This window comes from Flagellimonas oceanensis, from assembly GCF_003992595.1.
GTDB classification, from domain to species: Bacteria; Bacteroidota; Bacteroidia; order Flavobacteriales; family Flavobacteriaceae; genus Flagellimonas; species Flagellimonas oceanensis.
Map to the genome: position 1 here is coordinate 253,532 of NZ_RZNA01000003.1, position 21,715 is coordinate 275,246.

The 21,715-nt window shown below is 43.9% G+C and carries 21 protein-coding genes; 6 read left to right on the top strand and 15 right to left on the bottom strand.

What is annotated here, in order from left to right; all coding sequences use genetic code 11:
• Positions 1–3 precede the first annotated feature (3 nt).
• The 5 genes from EO132_RS01230 to EO132_RS01250 all read right to left on the bottom strand — a co-directional run bounded on the left by EO132_RS01230 (position 4) and on the right by EO132_RS01250 (position 4,338).
• The gene (locus EO132_RS01230) at positions 4–1,191 is read right to left on the bottom strand and encodes an efflux RND transporter periplasmic adaptor subunit (RefSeq protein WP_127136220.1); all 1,188 of its coding nucleotides are present in this window, start codon (positions 1,189–1,191) and stop codon (positions 4–6) included.
• Positions 1,192–1,209: 18 nt separating this feature from the next.
• On the bottom strand, positions 1,210–2,541 hold the full coding sequence (locus tag EO132_RS01235) for a TolC family protein (protein WP_127136221.1): 1,332 nt from the start codon (positions 2,539–2,541) through the stop codon (positions 1,210–1,212).
• Positions 2,542–3,147 (bottom strand): TetR/AcrR family transcriptional regulator, encoded by a 606-nt coding sequence (locus EO132_RS01240; protein ID WP_127136222.1) that lies wholly within the window; start codon positions 3,145–3,147, stop codon positions 2,542–2,544.
• Between the two features lie 218 nt (positions 3,148–3,365).
• Positions 3,366–3,800 (bottom strand): hypothetical protein, encoded by a 435-nt coding sequence (locus EO132_RS01245; protein ID WP_127136223.1) that lies wholly within the window; start codon positions 3,798–3,800, stop codon positions 3,366–3,368.
• On the bottom strand, positions 3,790–4,338 hold the full coding sequence (locus EO132_RS01250; protein WP_127136224.1) for an RNA polymerase sigma factor: 549 nt from the start codon (positions 4,336–4,338) through the stop codon (positions 3,790–3,792). Before EO132_RS01250 ends, EO132_RS01245 begins: the two co-directional genes overlap by 11 nt.
• 173 nt (positions 4,339–4,511) lie before the next feature.
• On the opposite strand from EO132_RS01250, the gene EO132_RS01255 reads away from it, so the two are divergent.
• Positions 4,512–5,495: a polyprenyl synthetase family protein gene (locus tag EO132_RS01255; RefSeq protein ID WP_127136225.1), complete on the top strand. Its 984-nt coding sequence runs from the start codon at positions 4,512–4,514 to the stop codon at positions 5,493–5,495.
• On the opposite strand, the gene EO132_RS01260 is transcribed toward EO132_RS01255, so the two are convergent.
• From EO132_RS01260 to EO132_RS01270, 3 genes are read right to left on the bottom strand one after another with little or no spacing between them, the layout of a single operon-like run.
• Positions 5,492–6,634: a lycopene cyclase family protein gene (locus EO132_RS01260; RefSeq protein WP_127136226.1), complete on the bottom strand. Its 1,143-nt coding sequence runs from the start codon at positions 6,632–6,634 to the stop codon at positions 5,492–5,494. The genes EO132_RS01255 and EO132_RS01260 overlap by 4 nt on opposite strands.
• A 41-nt stretch (positions 6,635–6,675) precedes the next feature.
• The gene (locus EO132_RS01265; RefSeq protein ID WP_164732254.1) at positions 6,676–7,566 is read right to left on the bottom strand and encodes a hypothetical protein; all 891 of its coding nucleotides are present in this window, start codon (positions 7,564–7,566) and stop codon (positions 6,676–6,678) included.
• A 57-nt stretch (positions 7,567–7,623) separates the two neighbouring features.
• Positions 7,624–9,894 (bottom strand): TonB-dependent receptor, encoded by a 2,271-nt coding sequence (locus tag EO132_RS01270; protein WP_127136228.1) that lies wholly within the window; start codon positions 9,892–9,894, stop codon positions 7,624–7,626.
• A 79-nt stretch (positions 9,895–9,973) separates the two neighbouring features.
• Here EO132_RS01270 and EO132_RS01275 point away from each other — a divergent pair, with 79 nt between their 5' ends.
• On the top strand, positions 9,974–10,630 hold the full coding sequence (locus EO132_RS01275; RefSeq protein WP_205780291.1) for a metal-dependent transcriptional regulator: 657 nt from the start codon (positions 9,974–9,976) through the stop codon (positions 10,628–10,630).
• Positions 10,630–11,451, top strand: a complete 822-nt coding sequence (locus tag EO132_RS01280; RefSeq protein WP_127136229.1) for a ZIP family metal transporter — start codon at positions 10,630–10,632, stop codon at positions 11,449–11,451. Before EO132_RS01275 ends, EO132_RS01280 begins: the two co-directional genes overlap by 1 nt.
• A 6-nt stretch (positions 11,452–11,457) precedes the next feature.
• Here the strand turns inward: EO132_RS01280 and EO132_RS01285 are convergent, their stop codons facing one another.
• The 5 genes from EO132_RS01285 to EO132_RS01305 all read right to left on the bottom strand — a co-directional run bounded on the left by EO132_RS01285 (position 11,458) and on the right by EO132_RS01305 (position 18,777).
• A complete protein-coding gene (locus EO132_RS01285) occupies positions 11,458–12,585 on the bottom strand; it encodes an efflux RND transporter periplasmic adaptor subunit (RefSeq protein WP_127136230.1) in 1,128 nt (375 codons plus the stop codon).
• Positions 12,586–12,587: 2 nt separating this feature from the next.
• On the bottom strand, positions 12,588–16,937 hold the full coding sequence (locus tag EO132_RS01290; protein WP_127136231.1) for a CusA/CzcA family heavy metal efflux RND transporter: 4,350 nt from the start codon (positions 16,935–16,937) through the stop codon (positions 12,588–12,590).
• Between the two features lie 77 nt (positions 16,938–17,014).
• The gene (locus tag EO132_RS01295) at positions 17,015–17,413 is read right to left on the bottom strand and encodes a hypothetical protein (RefSeq protein WP_127136232.1); all 399 of its coding nucleotides are present in this window, start codon (positions 17,411–17,413) and stop codon (positions 17,015–17,017) included.
• 125 nt (positions 17,414–17,538) lie between these two features.
• Positions 17,539–18,015 carry a hypothetical protein gene (locus EO132_RS01300; protein WP_127136233.1) on the bottom strand — a complete coding sequence of 159 codons (477 nt, stop codon included), beginning with the start codon at positions 18,013–18,015 and terminating at the stop codon, positions 17,539–17,541.
• A gap of 3 nt (positions 18,016–18,018) precedes the next feature.
• Positions 18,019–18,777 (bottom strand): SDR family NAD(P)-dependent oxidoreductase, encoded by a 759-nt coding sequence (locus EO132_RS01305; RefSeq protein ID WP_127136234.1) that lies wholly within the window; start codon positions 18,775–18,777, stop codon positions 18,019–18,021.
• Positions 18,778–18,883: 106 nt separating this feature from the next.
• Here EO132_RS01305 and EO132_RS01310 point away from each other — a divergent pair, with 106 nt between their 5' ends.
• Genes EO132_RS01310 through EO132_RS01320 form a run of 3 tightly spaced genes read left to right on the top strand, consistent with a single transcriptional unit; the run spans position 18,884 to position 20,131 of the window.
• Positions 18,884–19,327 (top strand): hypothetical protein, encoded by a 444-nt coding sequence (locus EO132_RS01310; protein WP_127136235.1) that lies wholly within the window; start codon positions 18,884–18,886, stop codon positions 19,325–19,327.
• Positions 19,328–19,329: 2 nt separating this feature from the next.
• A complete protein-coding gene (locus EO132_RS01315; RefSeq protein WP_127136236.1) occupies positions 19,330–19,734 on the top strand; it encodes a DUF2141 domain-containing protein in 405 nt (134 codons plus the stop codon).
• A 4-nt stretch (positions 19,735–19,738) separates the two neighbouring features.
• On the top strand, positions 19,739–20,131 hold the full coding sequence (locus EO132_RS01320) for a DUF423 domain-containing protein (RefSeq protein WP_127136237.1): 393 nt from the start codon (positions 19,739–19,741) through the stop codon (positions 20,129–20,131).
• On the opposite strand, the gene EO132_RS01325 is transcribed toward EO132_RS01320, so the two are convergent.
• Both EO132_RS01325 and EO132_RS01330 read right to left on the bottom strand, forming a co-directional pair.
• Positions 20,128–20,838 carry a DUF4097 family beta strand repeat-containing protein gene (locus tag EO132_RS01325; protein WP_127136238.1) on the bottom strand — a complete coding sequence of 237 codons (711 nt, stop codon included), beginning with the start codon at positions 20,836–20,838 and terminating at the stop codon, positions 20,128–20,130. The two genes, EO132_RS01320 and EO132_RS01325, sit on opposite strands and share 4 nt — an antisense overlap.
• A 106-nt stretch (positions 20,839–20,944) precedes the next feature.
• On the bottom strand, positions 20,945–21,697 hold the full coding sequence (locus EO132_RS01330) for a DUF4097 family beta strand repeat-containing protein (RefSeq protein WP_127136239.1): 753 nt from the start codon (positions 21,695–21,697) through the stop codon (positions 20,945–20,947).
• Between the last annotated feature and the right edge of the window lie 18 nt (positions 21,698–21,715).

Sequence of the window (21,715 nt, forward strand, 5' to 3'; positions counted from 1 at the left end):
GGTCTATTGGTTTTTAGCGGTTGTGGTGGAATCCAAAACTTGGACATTTTGTCCATCCCTAACACTACGGGCACCATCAACAATCACTTGACTTCCTGCGGAAAGACCCTCAAGGACTTCAAGGTAATCCCCTTGTGTTTTACCAGGCTTTATAATGGACTTTTTTGCAACCATTTCCCCGTCTTTTTCGGCGATGGTGTAAACATATTGCTCCCCTTCGGCATTTTCCGAGACAACACTTTGGGGAATGAGAATGGCATTACCATTGGTGTAGTCGTTGATTTTAACTTGGGCCGTAAGATTGGGCTTGATATGCCCATCCTTATTGGGAACGGGAATTTCAGCAACAAAGGATCTGTTACTGGGATTGATGAAGTTACCGGTTTGGCGTACTTTGGTCGTAATGACCTCACCCAGTACAGGGAAGTAGACCTCAGCGGTTTTGCCCGGGGTTACGTTTGGCAAATGGCTTTCCGGCACTTCCACATCGATGTACATGTCCGACAAGTTCACTATCCTGAACACCTCGGAGCCCGGACCCGGACTGACCACGGTTCCCTGATCTTTGATCACATCATCCACGATGCCGGAAAAAGGGGCACGAATGGACGATTTACCTACTTGGCTCTCCAATTGCTTTACGGCGTTCTGTTGTGCTTCATATTGGGTCTTGGCCTGTAGGTATTGGATTTCTGAACCAATGTTCTGTTCCCAAAGCCTTTTTTGGCGTTCAAAAGTGGTTTTGCTCAATTCTGCTTGGGTCTTTAATTGGGCCAGTTGGCTTGAAAGTCCGCCGTCGTCAATGGAACCTAACAGCTGTCCCTTGGATACGCGCTGTCCTTCTTCCACATACACACGATAAAGGGTTCCTGCCATTTCTGGATATACCAGCACATTTTGGTCCGTCATCACATCGCCCTGTAATTCCAAGTAATGTTGGAATTCTTCAGCTTGAACGGTAATTGTGGATACCAAAGGTAATTTTGAGTTGTCATCCAGTTCGGCAATGGCATCATCGAGCTTTTTGACCTGATCTTCCAATACCTTCAATTCTTCTGTAATGGAGGTGCGCTTGGCCCTCATGACCTCCAGGTCCTTGCTTGCCAATGCTTCATCAACGGATTGGCCGCTTCCGCCTCCGCAGGAGGCCACAAGTAAACCTAGTATGGATAGTTGAATTATTTTTTTCATTTTGATTGAGTTTCTTGATTATTGGTTTAAAATGTTTTCCAGTTCGGTCTTCTTGTTGATGACATCGACCATGGACTGTAAATACTCCTGTTGACTGGTGTACAATTGGGTTTGGGCCTGTCTCAGTTCAAAACTGGTCGCCAACCCTTCGGAATATTTGATTTGATTTTTATTTTCGATGCGTTCCGCCAATTCCAGGTTCTCCTTGGAGGTGCCGTACTGCTCTATGGCCAGGATATAGTCGCTTTTGGCACTTTCCAATTGAAGGCGAATCTGTGCCTGTGCTTCGGTAAATTGGGTTTTTGCCTTCTCCAAGGCAATCTTGGCACGTTGGGTACTGGCGCTTCTTCCCAATGAACTAAAGATCGGAATATTAAGGTCCACCCCTAAAATAGAGGAACCGAACCACTGTTGCCCGCTATCCAAAAAGTTGAAGCTGTCACTGAAGGAATTTCCCCCATAGTTCACAAAGGCGTTCAATGTGGGAAGCGCACGGCTCTTGGCCAATTTCAACTCCAAAAAACGTTGTTCGTTGAGGTTGGCGGCCATTTTATAGTCCACGTTGTTTTCGATATTGAACTCCGTATCGATCAATCCCAGATCGATTTCCCTTTGGGTCAGGTCATCTAAGTTTTCGGTCAATACCGTAGGTGTTTCAATGGGAAGCCCTAGCACCAAATTCAACATTTGCAGGGTGATCTCCTCCATGCGGCGGGCGTTTTTAAGTTGATTGTCCACTGAGGATAACGTGATTCGCAATTGGTCCACGCTTTCCTCGTCACCCAATCCATTCTCGTAGATACGCTTGGTTTCGTAGAGGTTTTCTTCGAGTGTGGCTTTGTTCTTTTCGGAGATCAGAACGCTTTCCCTGGCCAAAAGTACATTGCCGTAGGCTTCCACTACCGCCTTACGAACATCCAGTTCCGTTTTTTTCTTGTTGTTCTGGCTGTATTCCAGAAAGGTCTTGGTTGCCTGTACCCCAACAATGTAGGAGCCATCGAAAATTTGTTGCCTCAATGTGGCGGTGGCCGACATGGATTGTGCCTGACCGAAAACCACCTCTTGGTAGGTGCCGGGCTCGCCACCAAAGAACTCCGCGGGAATCTGGGAGACAGGTTGTTTCAATTGATTCTGATAGCTGACGGCCCCATTGATCTGTGGAAGTCCAGTGGCAATGGTCTCCCATTTCTGTTTTTGGGCATCCACAATATCCCTTTCTGCATTGATGGAGCTGTAATTGTGTTCCAGTGCATAGGCAATGGCCTGGTCCAAGCTCAGGTTCGGGATGGTATCTTGCGCAGATGCCAACCAGGGAAGTATAAGGAATAGGCTGATTAACGTTTTTCGCATTTATTCTTTGTTTGAATTGATGATTGAGTTGAGTATTTTTCTTCCTTCGGGGGTTACAATGCCCCTTAGGTGGTATTCCAAATAATAATCCAACAGTTCAGCTTTGCTGAATATTTCCGTAGGGAACAGGTTGTTGTCCTTGATGCTCATTACCCCGGAAAAATATATTCTGGAGACAAATTCCACATCCAGGTTGTCCCGATAAATACCCATTTCCATACCTCGCTTAACATTTTCAACAACACAACCGTGCATGGAGCTGTATTGTTTTTCCTTTAAGGTGGAATGGATCTTTGGGTAATATTTTTGTAATTGGTACAAAGGCGAGGATTTTTCATCCTTCAAATGCACCATGACGAACTTCTTGATTTCGTAAAGCTCCTCGATGGGGTTTTGTTTCAATTCCACAATATTGTCAATTCCACAGGTAATGAAATCGCACATGGTCATGGTGGCCTCCTCCACTAATTCGGTCTTGTTCTTAAAATGGGAATAGATGGTCTTCTTTGATATTCCCAGTTCATGGGCCAAATCGTCCATGGTAATGCTCTTAAAACCAAGGTTCAAGAACATTTCGGTTGCTTTGTTTATAATGGTCTCCTTCATAATCAGGGGCCAAATGTAGGAATGGAAACTTTAAAAACAAAAAAAGTTTCCATGGTTTTACAATTTTTTAACGAAGGAGTGATGAATTGTTTCAACTGGATTCTTTTCCCTCTACAAAAACAGGCCGAAGTTGAAGGTTTTTGTCTGGGGAATTGGTGTCAATGTTTCCCAGCCGCCAGAAAAAGGGGCTGAACTGTAGCAAGTATTTTTTTCGGGTTTTACTTTTCTTCTGATGTATCATGATTTTCGTTTTTGATTTTATCGACGTATGCTTTAAAGGCTTCTTCGCCTTCCTCTTTCCAAAATTGGTCGTAGTGTTTCCATTGGTCAAAATCCCTTCTCCACGGTGTACACTTATGGGACGATTTAATTTTCTTTTTGTGACTGCTACCCTTGCTTTTTCCTCCACCGCCACCTCCAAAGCCAAATATTAGTTTAGCTAGGATGAAAACCCCTAAAGCTTGCCAGTAGGTAACGGTTCCCACGCCGAAAAGATCGGGCATGAGCCAGTTCCACAGTCGCATCAACAGATAATTGGCCAAAAGGAACACTACAATCCCCAGTATGACCATGGCAATAACTTTGACCACTTTTTTTACGGTGCTCTCCACCTTCTTTTCTACGGCTTTCCCAAATTCTTTTTTATGTTCCATAACTCAGTTCTTTTATATTCTCCAATGTTTTTGATAATTCCGACATGGCCCGGTGTCTTCTGGACATTAAGGTGCCTTGCGGTATTCCTGTTCTTTCCGTTAGTTGTTTGTAATTGTATCCTTCAAAATCGATGGCGATAATGATATCCTTGTAAGCAGGTTTTAAATCCTCTACGGCTTTTTTGAGTGCCTGTTCCATTTCAGGCGAGTAACGGTTGTCCGGATCTCCATAAAAGAACTCGGCAAACTCCCGCCACTGTTGATCGATGTCATCACTGGGCAGTTTCCTTTCTTTTTTGCCACGCATAATGTCTATGATCCTGTTTCGAATGGCATTGTACACGAATCCGCCCACATTGGTTATGGGCAGGGCATCATCCGATCGTGAAAACATCCGTAACGCAACGTCCTGCACAATATCCTCTGCATCCCGTTCCGAAGTGTCCCTGATCTTGGACTGCACATAGGAGCGCAGCGACCCATACTCCTCGGTAAAGAAGTCGGTCAGGTTGTTACGGTTATCGGTTTTGGCTGCCATTCAGTTGGATCAGGTTGCTTTTCACTTATAGAGACGAGGAAAAATCATTCTATTGCAGTTTTTCTGAAATTTTTTTCAAAAGAACCCAAATTTCCATGGTTGGATACAAAGTATCCATGTTTTAGGATGGAGCCTTCATCCCAAATTCAATATTTGAATGTATTTTTGGCTCCATGTCAGATATCGATATCATTAGTCAATATAGAGAGCAGTTTGTTACGTATCTCAAAGCAAGGACCAGATTAGGAGAACCTAGGAATTTGTATGAGCCCGTACAATATATCTTGGGATTGGGAGGGAAACGAATGCGACCCATCCTCACTTTAATGACCGCCGAGGCCTTTGGGGGAAAAGCCAAAGATGCGATGGATGCCGCACTGGCTATTGAAATGTTTCACAACTTTTCCCTGGTGCACGATGATATCATGGACGATGCACCATTGCGAAGAGGAAAAACCACGGTCCATGAAAAATGGGACGTGAACACGGGAATCCTTTCAGGCGATGCCATGTTGATTTTGTCCTATCAGTTTTTCGAAAGCTATCCGACCGAAATGTACTTTGAACTGACCAAGTTGTTCAGTAAAACTTCACTGGAGGTATGCGAAGGCCAACAATACGATGTGGATTTTGAGACCCGTGACGATGTGACGATTACCGAATATCTGAAAATGATCGAGTACAAAACATCGGTTCTGGTCGCTGCCGCCATGAAAATGGGGGCCATTGTGGCGAATGCAACCCAAAAGGATGCCAATGCCATTTACGAATTCGGTCGTAATCTCGGCATTGCTTTTCAATTACAGGATGATTATTTGGATGCCTTTGGCGACCCTAAGACCTTTGGTAAACAGGTTGGGGGCGACATCATGGAAAACAAGAAGACCTATTTGTACTTGAAATCCTTGGAAAAAGCCTCCAAAGATGATCAAGATGGTCTGTTGCATTTGTATTCCATAAAACCTGAAGATTCCACAGCGAAGGTAGCTGCCATAAAAACCATTTTTAAGGAAAGTGGGGCAGTGGAGGAAACCAAAAAAGCCATAAAAAGTTTTACCCAAAAGGCATTTGACGCTTTGGCGGAAACCGAACTGCCAGAGAAAAACAAGGCTTTGCTAAAGCAATTTGGCGAAAGTTTGATGGAGCGGACCGTTTAGAACACCCGTTTGAACAAGGCTCTGATAAAAGGCATGGGTTTAGGTGCCATTACAATCTTGAGATCTTCCCATAAATTGGTCTCGTTTTCGAGGAATTTTAAGATCAGCGATGCCTTCCTTCTTTTGAACATGGATTCGAAAATCTCGTGACCTAAGTGATTGTTCTCGTACAGAATATCCAGCAATAGCATATCGTAAAACAAGAACCTGCTCTTTTGGTGGAATTCGGTCAATGGTTTCCCGGTTTTTAAATATTCCACCAATTTTGGCACTTGCCGACTTGTATTGTAGAAGGTATATCCAGTACTTGGCTTGGCCCATCCACCCGCAATTCCAATGTGAAAAACTCTATCAGTGTTGTGTTGATGAAACGGATAGCAGGTCATCGGAATGCTGCCAAATTCTGTTTCTTCGATGGAGTATTTTGTATCACCGTAGTTCTCGGAAATGTACGTTTTGATGGCTGCTCCATATTCACCTTTTTTCAATAGATGCTCAGAGAACAAGGTGTATTCCACCAAGGCTTCGTTAGCTGAAAAAGGTAGTACGTACATAAAGCGCGTATTACCTTTTTGAGGCACGGAAAAGTCCATGAAAGTAGCCTCTTCTGATTTAAATACCAACTGTTCGGTTTTTATTTGCCAGCCTACGAAGTGTTGTTGCAAAACGGGATATTTGCTTTGTTTTAAAGGAGTTGAAGGGTCGTAGAGGCTGGAAAATACCGTTTGTCCAGAGTACTTTTGAGCTGAAGTAGTTACTAAAACCTTGTTTTCGAGCTCTTCAATATGTTTCGCTTCTTCCTGCACCCAAGTAATGTTGGGATAGGCTTTTACCTTTGGTACATAGTGGTTGTAAAAGTCAATGCCGCGTAGCATTTTGTAGGTGTAGGGCGCAATGGAAGTTGATTTTTGAAGCTGCTGCCCACCCACATAAATATGTTTCCAAGTTCTATGGATCAGATTATCGAATCGACCTTTACCGTGCTCCCAAAAACACCACGTACGATCGTTCTTGGATTTATCATCCTTATCCAACACCAATATGGATTTAGAGGCAAAGGACTCATCCTTGCCCAAAGCGTCAGCCAACAATAGTCCTGCAGCTCCCGCTCCTATAATGATGTAATCGTACTTGGGCATGGTATCAAAGATAGGGGAAGAAATTTGGAATTATCTCTTCTCTATTCCTGCATTTTTTCTACAAACTTGTGCGGATAAATCTCGTTTATTTGAGATTTTTGCTCTCCATTCAGTGCTTTGTATTCCAGATTGAATTTTTCAATCGAAATCCGATTTCTTAATTCGGCTATTTCCTGAATGATGGCATCAGAAATTTGTTTGTAAAATCCATAACTTAAATCGGCATGGGATATGAGTATAATTGTAGATTTCGATTCATTATTATACTCATATTCCTTCACAAGTGTTTTCAGTTCTGCCATGGAAGCACTTTGATTGTTGACTAGGATTTCTTTGTTTTTAGTCAGTCTAATATTTAAGGCCTTTGTTCGGTCATAATCTGTTACAGTCTGAGCGTTTTCAACAACACCGGCATCAGTTTCAATGTAACTAAACATCATAAAAGTGCATAATTTATAGAGGTGGAGTTCAAAATCTTCTTCGGATAAAACATCTAAGATTTCTTTTGCTTGTATTGATGCCTTTGGACTGTTGGATTGAATTACACTCTTAAAAGCCTTCAATTTTGATGAGGAATACATGGCTGAATCATTTAAAACTTGTTCTCTGCATTTCCGAAGTGCTTCTTCATTTCCTTTTTCAAGATTTCGAAATTCTATATAAAAGTATTTGGATGGAACCTTGTCGAAACCCTTTCCATCAGCAAACTTTTTAAGAAGATCCCGATAACTTTTAGCTGAGCTGTCAGCCAATATTTCTTCATCAATGAGTAGAGTTTGATAATCGGAAATAAGCTGTTTGAAAGCTAAACCATTATCTGGATAGGATTGATAGGTACATTCCATCATCTTTTCTTCAATCCTTTTTGATTGTCCCGAACAAGATGTTTGAAATAATATCACTATTAAAGCGGATAGCAAATGAGTCTTCATAAAAGGGTTGTATCTGATTCAAAAATAACCGTTTTCAAATAGGATACTCCCTACTCTCTAAAAAACCGTGTACCGCAAGCCAAAGAACCCACGGATCCCTTGGTTGGGTCCATAGACATAACTGGGGTCAAAAGTGAGCGCGTAGGGGTTGTTGGGTGTCGCCACGGCATTGCCATTGCTGTCAAATGTCACTTCTCTATCAAACGGGTCGTTGGCCCGTGCGATAATAAAGGGGTTGCCACGGTTCGGAGTCCAATCCAACAAGTTTTTAATACCTCCATACACTTCAAAATTGTTCAGTCCTTTGTAGGAAAACTGGATGTTCTGGATGCTCCAAGTGGGAGAATACTCACTTCGAGGGTCCAAATCGCCCAAGAGCGGTAAACGCATCGGACCATACAAGTTTCCAGTATAATCGACCGTAAGGTGGAGCGAACGAAAGGTGTACGATAAGTTCCACGTAGCGGTAATGCTTTCGGTTAGGATCTGTTGTTGGGTAACCCCGTTTTCGATGCTGCTCACATCTTGCCAAGTGGCTCCCATCACAATCTTAAAACTGCTCGGAAAAGCAATATCCAAGTTGGAACTTACACCTTGTGAAACGGATTTTCCATCCAAATTATCATAAATGATCTGGTTGGGATTCGTCTCATAGTCGGGCAGTATCACATTCGAGAATCGTGTGTAGAACGCAGAAGCATCCAATCCGATAAAAGTACCGTTATCGCTATAAATTTTCTTCAAATAATTGATGTTGACATTGACAGACCGTTCTGGTTTCAATTCTTCGGCAATGATGACCTCTCTTGATCCAGTAAGCGCTGCGTGATCTTCCGTAAACAAGTTTACCACACGAAATCCGGTTCCTGCATTCACCCGAAAAATATCGTTGTCGGAAATCTTCCACTTATAAGCGGCGCGTGGGGTTAAAATATTGCCGTGCCGTTGGTCATAATCGTACCGTAGCCCGGCCAAAAAAGAATGTTTGGGAGCAAAGGTGTATTCATCCTGAACAAATACACTTGGAATCCAAATATTGTCGGCCTCGGTGGTCGCGGGTGTGTTATCATCATAATAATTATAACGAATCGCACTTCCGAACAACAAATCGTGATTTCCGGCGGTTTTGTCCCAGGTCAATTGGGCAAAACCAATGCGTTGGTCCGCCATATACTCTGTATCGCCGTACACTGAGTTCTGGTTGTGATCGTTATAGGAGAAAGAGAGGAGTAACTTTTCCTTGAACGGCAGCTGATACTTTCCGAGCAACTCCCATCTTCGCGTGTAAATACTTTCCCCATAGATTTCATCCCCGCCACGGTATCCTGGAGTCCATTGCATCTCACCGCCCCAGCGGTCCTCATAAAAAAAGCGACCCGCCAAGGAGAACAATCGGTTATCCTTCCGTTCAAAATCCCATTTTTGGAAAATGGAAATACGGTCTTGAAGCGTCAAATCGGTAAAATTATCACCGTTGTTGTCCACTGGAACATCATAATTGAAATAGTTAATACCCAAAAGCAGGTTTGTTTTATCACTGACCGATATTTTACTGCCCACGTCCAAATTGTACTCGCCCCAACCCGTGGCAAAGCCATCGGCAAAAAATGCTGGAGCACTCAATGCATTTTTTGTGATGATGTTGATCAATCCGCCTACTGCTTCGCTACCATAAAGTGAAGAGGCAGGACCTTTTACGATTTCAATCTGTTCAATCAATGAGTTTGGGATGCCTGTGAGGCCGTACACCGTACCCAACCCACTGACAATGGGCATTCCGTCGATAAGAACCAGCGTGTAAGGTCCCTCCAGACCGTTAATGTGTATATCCCCGGTATTGCAGACATTGCAATTGATCTGCGGGCGGACCCCATTCACATTCTGAAGCGCATCAAAAACACTGGCCGTAGGATTCTTTTTTAAAAAAGTGGGGGAGTAGACCTCCACCGGTACAGGACTCTCCAATCGGCTTACCGGTTTTAGGGTGCCCGTTACCACGGTTTCATCCAAACTTTGTGCGGAGGCTTCCAATTGTATGTTGATGGTTTTGTTGGCTCCTGCCCCCAAACTGATTTTAGTCTGATACGGTTGATACCCCAATGAGGTTACCAACAAAATATAATCTCCCGGTTGAATGCCTGTTAACTCAAATAGACCATCAATATCCGTAGCGGTTCCGATTTCGGTGTCTCTGAGTACAATGTTTGCCAAGGGCAAAGGCTCTCCATTGTCCGTTACTTTTCCGACCAAAGATGCCGTTTGGGCAAAACAACAACTGCTTACCAAAGCTATCCATAAGAGGGTTAGATGTCTACAAAGTAATTTCAATTAGCAAAAAATTAAATTTAGACAAAGCTAAAAATAGATTTTGTCAAATAAAAATGTATTTTTGGAAAAATATTTTTTGATGACCCGATCAGAGGAGAATTATTTAAAGACAATTTTTCATTTGGGCGGTGGCGACTCCAAGTCCATTACCACCAATGCCATTGCGGAGCAGATGGAAACAAAACCATCTTCCGTGACCGATATGGCCAAGAAATTATCGGAAAAAGGATTGGTGGATTATGTGCGGTACCAAGGAGTGTCGTTGACCGATGCCGGTGTGAAGACTGCCTTGTCCATCATCAGAAAACATCGACTCTGGGAAGTTTTTTTGGTAAAGAAGCTTGATTTTACCTGGGATGAGGTGCACGAAGTGGCGGAGCAGTTGGAACATATCAAAAGTGAAAAGTTGATCGATAAGATCGATGAGCTTCTGGAGTTTCCCAAACACGATCCGCACGGCGATCCTATTCCAACCAAGGATGGAAAGTTTCAGGAACGCGACGAAAAATTGCTCAGTGAAATGCCCATCAATTCGCAAGGTGTTTGTGTTGGTGTCAAGGATTCCTCGGTACCCTTTCTAAAGTTTTTGGATAAGAATAAAATCGCTCTGGGGAACACCATTAAAGTACTGGACAAGGAAGATTTTGATAATTCCCTCCGCATTCAAATGGATGGTAAAGAGATGCGCATATCACATCAAATAGCAGCTAACTTATATGTAAAAAAGAACGACTGATGGAACAGGTAATTCAATATTTTCAAGAAATAGATCCCGTATTGGCGGCATTGTACGCGACGCTTTTTACTTGGGGACTGACCGCTGCAGGGGCAGGTCTGGTTTTTTTGTTCAAAAGCCCGAATCGTGCCTTAATGGACGGAATGTTGGGTTTTACCGGAGGTGTCATGGTCGCTGCCAGTTTTTGGAGCCTTCTGGCACCAGGGATTGAAATGAGTCCCGGGGATGGTTTTGTTAAAGTGATTCCAGCGGCCGTGGGCTTTTTAACGGGTGCAGCCTTTATTTTTGGGCTGGATAAAATTTTGCCCCACTTGCACATCAATTTTAAAGTAGATGAGGCGGAAGGGGTAAAGACACCTTGGCATCGTACCACCTTATTGGTCTTGGCCATTACCCTGCACAATATTCCCGAAGGATTGGCCGTAGGTGTTCTGTTTGGAGGTGTAGCCTCAGGTTTTGAAGGTGCCACTATTGGAGGGGCCGTGGCCCTGGCCTTGGGTATCGGATTGCAGAACTTTCCGGAAGGTTTTGCCGTCGCCGTACCTATGCGCAGGCATGGTCTCAGCCGACGGAAAAGTTGGATGTACGGTCAGGCATCGGCCCTAGTGGAACCCATGGCCGGTGTATTGGGAGCTTGGGCGGTATTGACCTTTGAACCTATACTTCCATATGCGCTCGCATTTGCTGCAGGTGCCATGATTTTTGTGGTGGTGGAAGAGGTGATTCCGGAAACGCAACAAGACAAATACACCGATATCGCCACAATGGGCTTTATCGGTGGATTCATTATTATGATGACTTTGGATGTGGGTCTGGGATAAATTTATTTATCCCCCAATCAAATCAAATACACCCTTGGTCAAAAACTGATCTGTTTCGTTCAATCCGGTTGATATGATTTCGGTATACCCATCATAGGTGCCACCTTGTTTTATGGCTACTCTCTCAAAGGTGTAGTCCCCATCTTTTTGCTCGATTAACTTAAGCACGTAATAATTGCCTTCGGATTCAATCACGGCTTCTTCGGGCAATGACCAGGTTTTGGTGGTATCTGTCATGATCATGGCATCAACGAACATTCCTGGCAGAAAGTTACCGTCCTCTTCGTGGGCTAAGTGCCCGTGTACCTTGATGGTTCTTTTGGCATCGTCAATGGAGGTGCCCACCAAGTGCACTTCCGCATCAAATGCATCTTCCGATGCCTCGGGAATTTTAAACTGGATTTTTTGTCCTTTCTTCACTTTTAGGATATCCTTCTCAAAAACCGTGAGTTCCAAATGGACATGGTCATTGTCGACGATCTCCAAAATTTCGGTGGCAGGCGAAACATAACTTCCCTTGGCCACGTTCATTTTTGTGATGCTTCCAGCAATAGGCGCGTATATTGCTGCTTGCGAAGATATATTTCCTTGTTCTACTTTACTGGGTGAAATATTGAGCATTTGCAATTGTTCCCTTAAACCCTGATAACGTGCCTTGGCCGTTTCGTAATTGCTCTTGGCTTGAAGAAAGTTCTTTTGAGAGGCTATTTTCTCATCAAAAAGGGTTTGGTTTCTTTCAAACTCAGCCTTTAGGTAATCCAACTGATTGAATACCTCAAGGTAATCTTGTTGCATTTGCACAAACTCCTGGTTTTCCAAGACCACCAATAGTTGTCCTTTTTTTACTTGATCACCGATAAGCAGCGATGTCTGCTTTACAAAACCACCCATAAACGCCGTAACACTGGCTCGGTTTTCTGGTGGTACGTCGATCATCCCGGAGGTTTCCACCATTTTCGGAAAGGTTCTTTTTTCCATGGCACTTATCATCAAGTCATTGGTGTCAAATTGATCTTTTGTGACGACAATCCCCGATGCTTCTGCTTGTTCTTCGGAGGTGGATGCTTCGTTGTTCTTATCGCCGCAGCCCATCATCAGAAGGAAAACAGCGGCTATTTGAAATATATGTTTCATTGTTATAATGTTATTGTCAAGTAATTAATGGCGATTACGGTTTGATTGTATTGGTTGAGCACATCCAAATAATTGAGTTGGATGTCGTAGGCGTTTTCCAAACTTTGGATGTATTGGAAAAAATCGATTTCCCCGTTTTGAAAGTTACCGGAGGCGGCTTTCAAGATTTGATCGGAAAGCAGGCCACCTTCGTCCTCGTAGTAAGAGAGTTCCTTGGCCTGTTGTTCCAGTTGTCCCAACAAAGTTTTATAGCGCTGGTTCATGGCAACGGTGATCTCGGTGTTCTGCATTTCCGTGATCTTCGTCTGAATTTTGGACGATTTTACTTTACTGCTATGTCCAAAGAAGAAAATCGGGATGCGAACACCCAGTTGAATGCCATACAACGATGTTCCAAGCCCACTATTGGTCCCTTGAAAATATTCCAGGTTGAGGTCCGGCAGCAATCTATTTTCCTCCAAACTCTTTTGGGCATTGCTCAGTTCTTGGCGGTTGTCCAAAAAGGAGGTTTCCGTTTGCAGCATTCCTTGGGAATTCAGTACCGTCAACTTTTCCGGTGTTTCATCAACGATTTCCAACGTGTCCTTACTTTGCACCAAGCTCATGATCTGGCCGTAAGTCGTCAATATTTGTTGCTTGACCTTGGAGTAGGTGTTCGCAATCTGACGTTGCTTGGCCGTTGCTGTTACCTTTTCCAGATAGTTGGTCTCGCCGAGTTCAAAACGTCTGTTGGCGGCATGGGCAAATTTGCTGTAAATACTATCGAGCGTACTGTAGAGCTTTGCTTTTTGCTTCAACGTCTGATATTGGTAGTACGCATTGCTCAGCGATTGGTACAATTGCTTCTTTTGTATCTCAAACGATGATTTCTGCAACTCATAATTCGATTTTTGAAGTCTGTTCTTGGCACCGTACACCGTGGGGAACTCAAATTGTTGTTGTGCCCCAAAAACCTTGAGGGGTTCCCCGTTCATTGCCAAGTTGTTCTCATCATATTGGTAGTAAATGTCCGTTTTATCAAACTCAAAAGCAGTACCCTTTAGGGTTTCTGCCTGATCGACCATCAATGAACCTGCTTGGATGCCCTTATTGTTCTCCAATGAAAGGGCCATCAAATCCTCAAGGTTGAGTTTGGTTTGAGAGAATCCTGAAAGTGAAACCAATAGTAGCATAATTGATAGTGCATTGCGTTTCTTCATTCTTCTTTCCTTTCTTCTTTTTCTCATACCACGGAATTTAATGTTGTGTGAATAAGCATATAAAACGGGCAAAACCACCAAGGTCAACATGGTTGCCGTTACCAGTCCGCCGATAACCACGGTGGCAAGGGGTCGTTGCACTTCGGCACCGGCATTGGTGGAGACTGCCATGGGCAAGAAACCCAAAGCGGCAGCGGAAGCCGTTAACAATACGGCACGTAGCCTGTCCTTGGTTCCCTGTTTGATGAGGTCCTCCATGGAATCAAAATCTTTTCCTTTGAGTTCTTTGAAGTGCTCGATCAATACAATTCCGTTCAACACTGCAATACCGAACAGGGCGATGAACCCAACACCCGCTGAGATACTAAACGGCATATCCCGAAGCCAAAGCAAGAGTACGCCGCCCACCGCGGAAAGTGGAATGGCGGAGAAAATGAGCAAAGCCTCCTTTACCGAGCCGAATGCAAAATAAAGCATGATGAAGATGAGCAACAGTGCAATGGGCACGGCTATCATCAATCTGGCCTTGGCATTTTGAAGGTTTTCGAACTGGCCACCATAGGTAATGATGTACCCGGGGGGCAAGGATATATTTTCGTTGACCAATAGCTGTACATCGTCCACTACGGATTGCAGGTCTCGGTTCCTCACATTGATACCCACTACGATACGTCTTTTGGTGTCATCACGGGATATTTTGGCCGCTCCTTTTTGATAGGTGATATCGGCCAACTCGCTCATAGGGATCTTACCCCCGTTTGGGATATCCACATAAAGGTTTCTGAGGTTGGAAATATCCTGACGGTTTTCTGAATCCAATCGCACGGCCATATCAAACTGTCGCTCGCCCTCAAACACACTGCCCACGATCTTCCCGGCAAAACCCATTGCGATCATTTCGTTCAGGTCGGCAATATTGAGCCCGTGTCGGGCAATTTTGGCGCGATCAAAGGATACGTTCATCTGGGGGAGCCCTTCCACTTTCTCAACAATGATGTCCGATGCACCCTCCACATCTTGGATAAGATCTTTGATCTCGTTGGCCTTTCTGTTCAGTGTCTCCAGGTTTTGCCCAAATATCTTGATGGCGATATCGGCCCTGACCCCTGTTATCAATTCATTGAAACGCATTTCTATGGGTTGGGTAAATTCCACCTCCATACCCGGAATCACGGACAAGGCCTCTTTGAACTTGTCGGCCAATTCGTCCTTGGTCTCCGCAGACACCCATTCGTCTTTGGGTTTTAAAGAGATGATCACATCGCTTTCTTCCATGGACATGGGATCCGTGGGCACTTCGGCGGCGCCGATACGGCTTACCACTTGTTTTACCTCTGGGAACTTATCTATTAAAATTTGTTCGATTTTTGTGGTGGTTTCCACGGTTTTCGCCAAAGAGGTCCCTGTTTTCAGCACGGGCTGAATCACAAAGTCACCCTCATCCAAGGTGGGCACAAATTCCCCTCCCATGGAAGAGAACAATAAGACAGCGCCGACCAATAGAGCAGCAGCGATGGAAAGCACCAATTTTTTACTTTTCATGGCCCATTCGATGACCGGCTCATACTGTTTGTTGATCCAGTTGACCAAACGGGTGGAAATATTCTTGGACGATTCTTTGGTGGGCTTTAAAAATAGTGCCGAGGCCACAGGAACATAAGTAAAGCACAGCAGAACCGCACCCAAAAGGGCAAAACTGAATGTCATGGCCATAGGTTTGAACATTTTGCCCTCCACGCCACTTAGGGACAGAATGGGGATGAACACAATCAAGATAATGAGCTGTCCGAATACAGCGGAGTTCATCATTTTGGTGGCTCCTTCGAGGGTTATCCTGTCTTTAATGGACTGGGTTTCATTTTTACCCAAAGCGGCGATTTCCGCTTGTTTTTGGGTAATCTGGAAAGCAATGTATTCCACAATGATGACCGCACCATCTATAATGATCCCAAAGTCAATCGCACCCAAGCTCAACAAGTTGGCATCGACTCCAAAAATGTTCATCAGGGTAAGGGCAAACAACAGACATAGCGGAATTACGGATGCCACCACAAGGCCTGATCGCCAGTTTCCGAGCAACAATACCACCACGAAAATCACGATCAGACAACCCAAAACCAGGTTTTCAGTTACGGTAAAGGTGGTTCTTCCGATAAGTTCGCTTCGATCTAGGAACGGGTTGATGTAAACCCCTTCTGGAAGGGATTTGGAAATGGCCGCAACTCGCTCCTTAACAGCTTCGATGACGCGTTTGGAATCGGCATCCTTGAGCATCATGATCTGGCCGAGCACTTTTTCACCCTCTCCATTACCTGTAATGGCCCCAAAACGTGGTGCGCTGCCAAAACCGACCTGTGCCACATCCTTAATATAGATGGGAATGCCGTTTCGGTTGGTCACAACGATGTTTTCGATGTCCTTTAAGCTGCCCACCAAACCTTCGCCCCTTACAAAGTAAGCTTGATTCACTTTTTCGATATATCCACCGCCCGTTACACTGTTGTTGTTCTCCAGTGCAGTAAATACTTCTTTTGCGGTAATGTTCAATGCGTTGAGTTTTTGGGTCTGGATGGCCACCTCATATTGTTTGAGGTGACCGCCCCATGTGTTTACTTCCACCACCCCCGGTATTCCTGAAAGCTGACGTTTCACGATCCAATCCTGGATGGTTCTGAGCTCTGTGGAGGTGTATTGATCTTTATATTCAGGTTCAACATCTAGAATGTATTGATAGATCTCTCCCAACCCTGTGGTTATGGGGCCCATTTCCGGACTTCCGAAACCTTCGGGTATCCGACTGGATGCTGATTTTATTTTTTCGGCGATGAGTTGCCGGGGCAAATAAGTGCCCATGTCATCCTCGAAGACAATGGTCACGACCGACAGCCCAAACTTGGACACCGACCGGATTTCCTTGACCCCTGGCAGGTTGGCCATTTCAAGTTCCACAGGATAGGTCACAAACTTTTCCATATCCTGGGTGGATAGGCTGTTGGAAGTGGTCAATACCTGTACTTGGTTGTTGGTTACATCGGGTACCGCGCCGATGGGTATTTGTGATAGCGAGTATAGACCCACTAAGGCTATAGCTGCTGTAAATAGAAGAACAATGAACTTGTTCCTAATACTAAAGTTGATGATTTTTGAAAACATGATTCATAGAAATGATAGCATTATTAAATGGAATAAGGCTTGATAAAAAGTGTCCAGCAAAGCCGGAATACTATGAATTATGCGTGTTTGGGCGGTTGAAAAGGATCATCTCCCCAAATATGGGAGTAAGACATTTCGTAATGAAAATTACCTTTGGTGGCCACAGGTATTTCGGAACGTGAATTGATGAAATTATCCGCAGTGAGCACAAAAACCAAAGGCTGTGCACATTGGGTCTGATGCTGAAAAGGCAGTTTCTCGTGTTCTTTCTGTTCTTCTTGGTGTTTTTCGCTGTGTGAAGCTTTGAGTTCCCCGTAGTGTTTGGAGACAAAGACCATAAAGTCATCACCATATTCCTCGCTATGGAATTGGTAATGCTCCATCAATTGCCCAAGTTCTACCAAATCATTAAAATGGATGTTGGCTCCTTGAAGCAAAATAAGGAGGGAAATCCCTATGGTAACTATTTTATTCATCCTGACAGCATAAAATTACAAATAATACGCTGCAGGATATATAATCGAGGTTAATTTAGAATGAGTCTGATTCTTAATGCGCCATTGCTTGGACGATGAAAAAAAGGCTTCTCGTTGTAAAATGTTCAATGGTCCAATTCCTCCAGAATCATACTATAATCATGTTGCAAGTCTTCATGAAGCAATGGGATTTTCTTTTTGACGTATTCCAATTGCCGGTTGTATAGGTTGGTAAGGGTTACATTTCTTTTGATGGAAGGGCGAAAGGAGTTCAATTTCTCACAGAAATAGAGCAATAGTTCCACTTCGGTGGCTTTGTTGCCCGAATAGCGAATGTATTTTTTGATGGTACGAAGTATTTTACGAACACTCTTTTTGATGTAGAAATAACTGTTGAAATTGATGTCGGCGAACATATCATCGATTTCTTCCTTTACGGTGTCGATGTAGCCTTCTTCACTATCGGATTCAAAAAGCAAATAGGTAAGGAGCTCCTTGTTCTCTTTTTTGAAACGTGCCAAACGTAGGCAGAGTTGCATGGTTTCTTCTTGCGATTTGAACTGGAGTTCTTTTTTGAGTTGGGCAACGGTTGCAGCTTTCATAAATCAACTTCTTAAATAGGAGGCTCCGTTCACATCGATTATGGTTCCCGAAGTATAGGCCGCTTCGGAAGAGCCCAAGAACAAAATGGCGTGGGCAACCTCTTCGGGTCGGGCCATTCGCTTGAACGGGGATTCGCGGAGCAGGTTTTCCCGTTCGGCAGGGGTCAGGGTTTCCTTGGCCATTTCGGTTTCGGTAAATCCTGGGGCGACCACACCGACGTAAATGTTGTGTGGTGCCAGTTTTTTGGCAAGGGATTGGCTCATGGAGTTCAGTGCGGCTTTGCTGGCCCCGTAAGCAGGTTTGGTGGGTTCCCCTCGGAAAGCACCACGTGAGGATACGTTTACGATATGACCGCCACCAGTTTCCATCATGGCTTTTGCACCCCAATAGCATAGATTGGCCACGGCAAACAGATTGGTTTCAAAGGTTTTTTCCCAAGCATGGGTCCAATGGTCAAAATCCACTTTGTCGATTTCATGGAAAATGGAAATTCCAGCATTGTTCACCAACACATCCAAACGACCAAATTCAGCAATAAAATTGTTGATCAAGGCTTCGGTTTCTGACTTTTGTGAGATATCCCTTTTAAAAAGTTGGTGCCCGTCGCCCGGTAATTCAGCCAAGGTCTGTTGGGCCACCTCATCATTGCTACGGTAATTGATGCCCACTTTGGCCCCTTTTTTCGCAAAGGCAAGAGCCGTAGCTTTCCCAATGCCACGTGAGGCACCGGTGACCAATACATTTTTATTGGTAAAATCCATAGAACAGTTCTTAATACTTCAAATATACTAGGATTGTATGTTCTTGACCCTTAAAATGAATTGCACTACCTTTAAATCATTCCAAATATTACCTGAATAGTAGAATATGGGCAAAAGAAAAAGACATTGGCTTTGGAACGTTTTGATCGTGCTTACTTTGGCACTCTGTGTTCTTGCCTTTGTGGAACACTATAAAAACTGGCACAAGATCGAGGAGGGCAACCTGAAAATCTTCTCAGGGATATACTATCAAAAAATACCTTTGGCTGAATTGGACAGTGTGCTATTTGTGGAGAAACTTCCCGAAATGGAGCGCTCCAGCGGGTTTTCGTGGATGGAAAAGGAGAAGGGAGTCTTCAACGATTCCCTTACCAACACCAAAGTATATGTTTTTGTGGATGACCTCTATCAGCAAAAGATAAAAGTGGTGCACCACGATTCCCTAAGAATGTATGTAAACCTTCAAGATAGTCTTAAAACCGAGGAATTATTCGCAATTTTACGGACCGAACTATTGAACAACAAAGAAACAGCCAAAGGAACCCAATAGATATGAAGGTCTTTTTTTTATTCTTGTTATTGCCGATTATCGGGTTTTCTCAAAACACACTTTCTATACGGGTCAATAATGTGGAATCGGCCAAAGGAAAGGTAAATGTGGCTGTTTATGATTCTGATGAAGCTTTTTTGTCCTTTGACCAGGTGTTGAAGTCCAACAGTGTGGTTGCGCACGAGGGAAGTGTGGTTTTGCACATTCCCGATCTTCCTGCTGGCAAGTACGCACTTGCCATTTTCCATGATGAGAACGATAATGGAAAGTTGGATACAAATTGGTTGGGGATTCCGAAGGAGAAGGTGGCCTTTTCCCATGGAAAGATGAAAACTTTTGGCCCGCCCAAGTTCAAGGAATGTGCCTTTACAATGAGTTCGGACCACGAAATCCACATAGATCTATAATAGTATGGGAACAATTTTCATGGCGCAGTTAATGGGCGCCCTTTACGGACTTTTAGCAGTGGTTTTTGGAGCCTTCGGCGCCCATGCACTAAAAAAGAAATTGACCCCCGAACTGCTACAAAGTTTTGAGACAGGGGTCAAATATCAGATGTATCACGCTATGGTGCTATTGGTCCTGGGATTTAACCTAAGTTTTGATCAACCGCTGGATTCTTGGATAGTCAACTGCTTTATCTTTGGCACGCTATTGTTTTCCTTTAGCATTTACGCCCTTTGTTTGGGAGCGGCCAAAGGCAACAAACCTCGGTTTTTGGGCCCAGTGACCCCACTTGGGGGATTGCTCTTGGTAGCAGGTTGGGCCTTGTTGCTCTATTCCTTTGTTTCCAATTTGATTTAAAGCCGAAGGTACATATTTCCGTTTATGGTGTTCAATTTTAAACGGTGGGCGGCATTGTCGAACCTTCCTTCGACCTTTTGTCCAACATAGCGATCGGATACGGTCAGTTCCATATTTTCGTCTGCGTAAATATTTCCATGGATGGTCTCGGCGACCAATCTGGAATTCTTCATGATCAAGTCAATTTCCCCGTTGATGGTCTGTAGGTCCATGTCTCCATTATATTTTGCAATATCGATGTCCCCATTGATCAACTCGGCGGTAAAATCCCCTTCTATAATATCCGAACTAAGGTCCCCGTTAATGCTGCTCACTTTAAACGTAGCTCCCTTTGGAACATAAAGCACGTAGTTGAACTCGTAAGTATCCCCTTCAAAATAATATCCTTTTTTATTCGGGCGGGTTTTTTCCCATTCTGCCTTGAAGGCTTCAAAAACATCTTCAACATTGGAAGCAATGCTCAATGAACTGCTGCTTTCATCAATGTCCAACTTAAATTTATCCAGATATTTCCCGTCCTCAATAGTAATGTCCGCCTTAAAATAAACGGTGGATTTATCCCAGGTCTTCACTTCGATTTCGGAAGCGAATTTTACATCCATTTCAATGGATTGCCCTGAGTAGTTGAAGTTCTTCTCAATTATTTTTTGTGCATTTAAGGTCAGCGTAGCCAACCCAACGAATGCGGTAATGATGAATTTTTTCATGACTGTTCGATTTTTGATTTTAATATTTAATTGATGTTTTGTCTTCCTGAGCGCAGCCGAAGGATGGGTAAAAACATCTCGACTGCGCTCGATGTGAAAGCTCAATTTATTTCTTTCTGAGGTACATGTTTCCGTTGGTGGATTTCATGGAAATTTTCACTCCACCTCCGTTGATGGATGCTTTGATGTTCCGTCCCAAAACGGATTTTAAACCATCCTTGTCTTCGGCCTTTACCTCAAAGTCGGTGTACACATTGCCATTGAGGGTGCTCAGTGCCAGGTTGGCCGGAGTGTTGGATGGAAGGCTGACATCCACGGCACCGTTGGTGGAGTAGAGGGAAATAGGGGAGTCCTGTGTCACTTTTCCAAAGATCACTTCCAATTCGCCGTTCAGGGAGTTGGCGGTAACGGGACCATTTACGTTACTTATTTTAACGCCGCCGTTAAGTTGGGCATCTGCTTCAATTTCCCCTGAAAAACCATCGATTTCGATGTCGCCGTTCCACGTACTTTTTACAGCAATGTTCTGTGGGGCTGGAAGATATATTTCCCCTTTTTTATCCTTTCTCAAATTGTAAACAATCAGGGTGTTGCCATCTTGAACCACGGAAAACCCTACGTTGGTATTGTCCGTGCCGCCTTCTCCGACCAATTTTAAGCCCTTGGCACGTTCCGGTGTTTTTATTTCCGGCCCCGATTTGATCAGTAGTTCGTTGGAGCTATGTGTTTTTACCACAATGTCCGTTTTGGATTCGATTTTGACCCATTGGATTCCATTTAGGGATTTGGTGTAATCGTTCTGCGCTTTGGCCATAGTGACCGTAAAAAGGGCCATTAAAATGAATGTGAATTTTCTCATGATATTCGCTTTTTGATG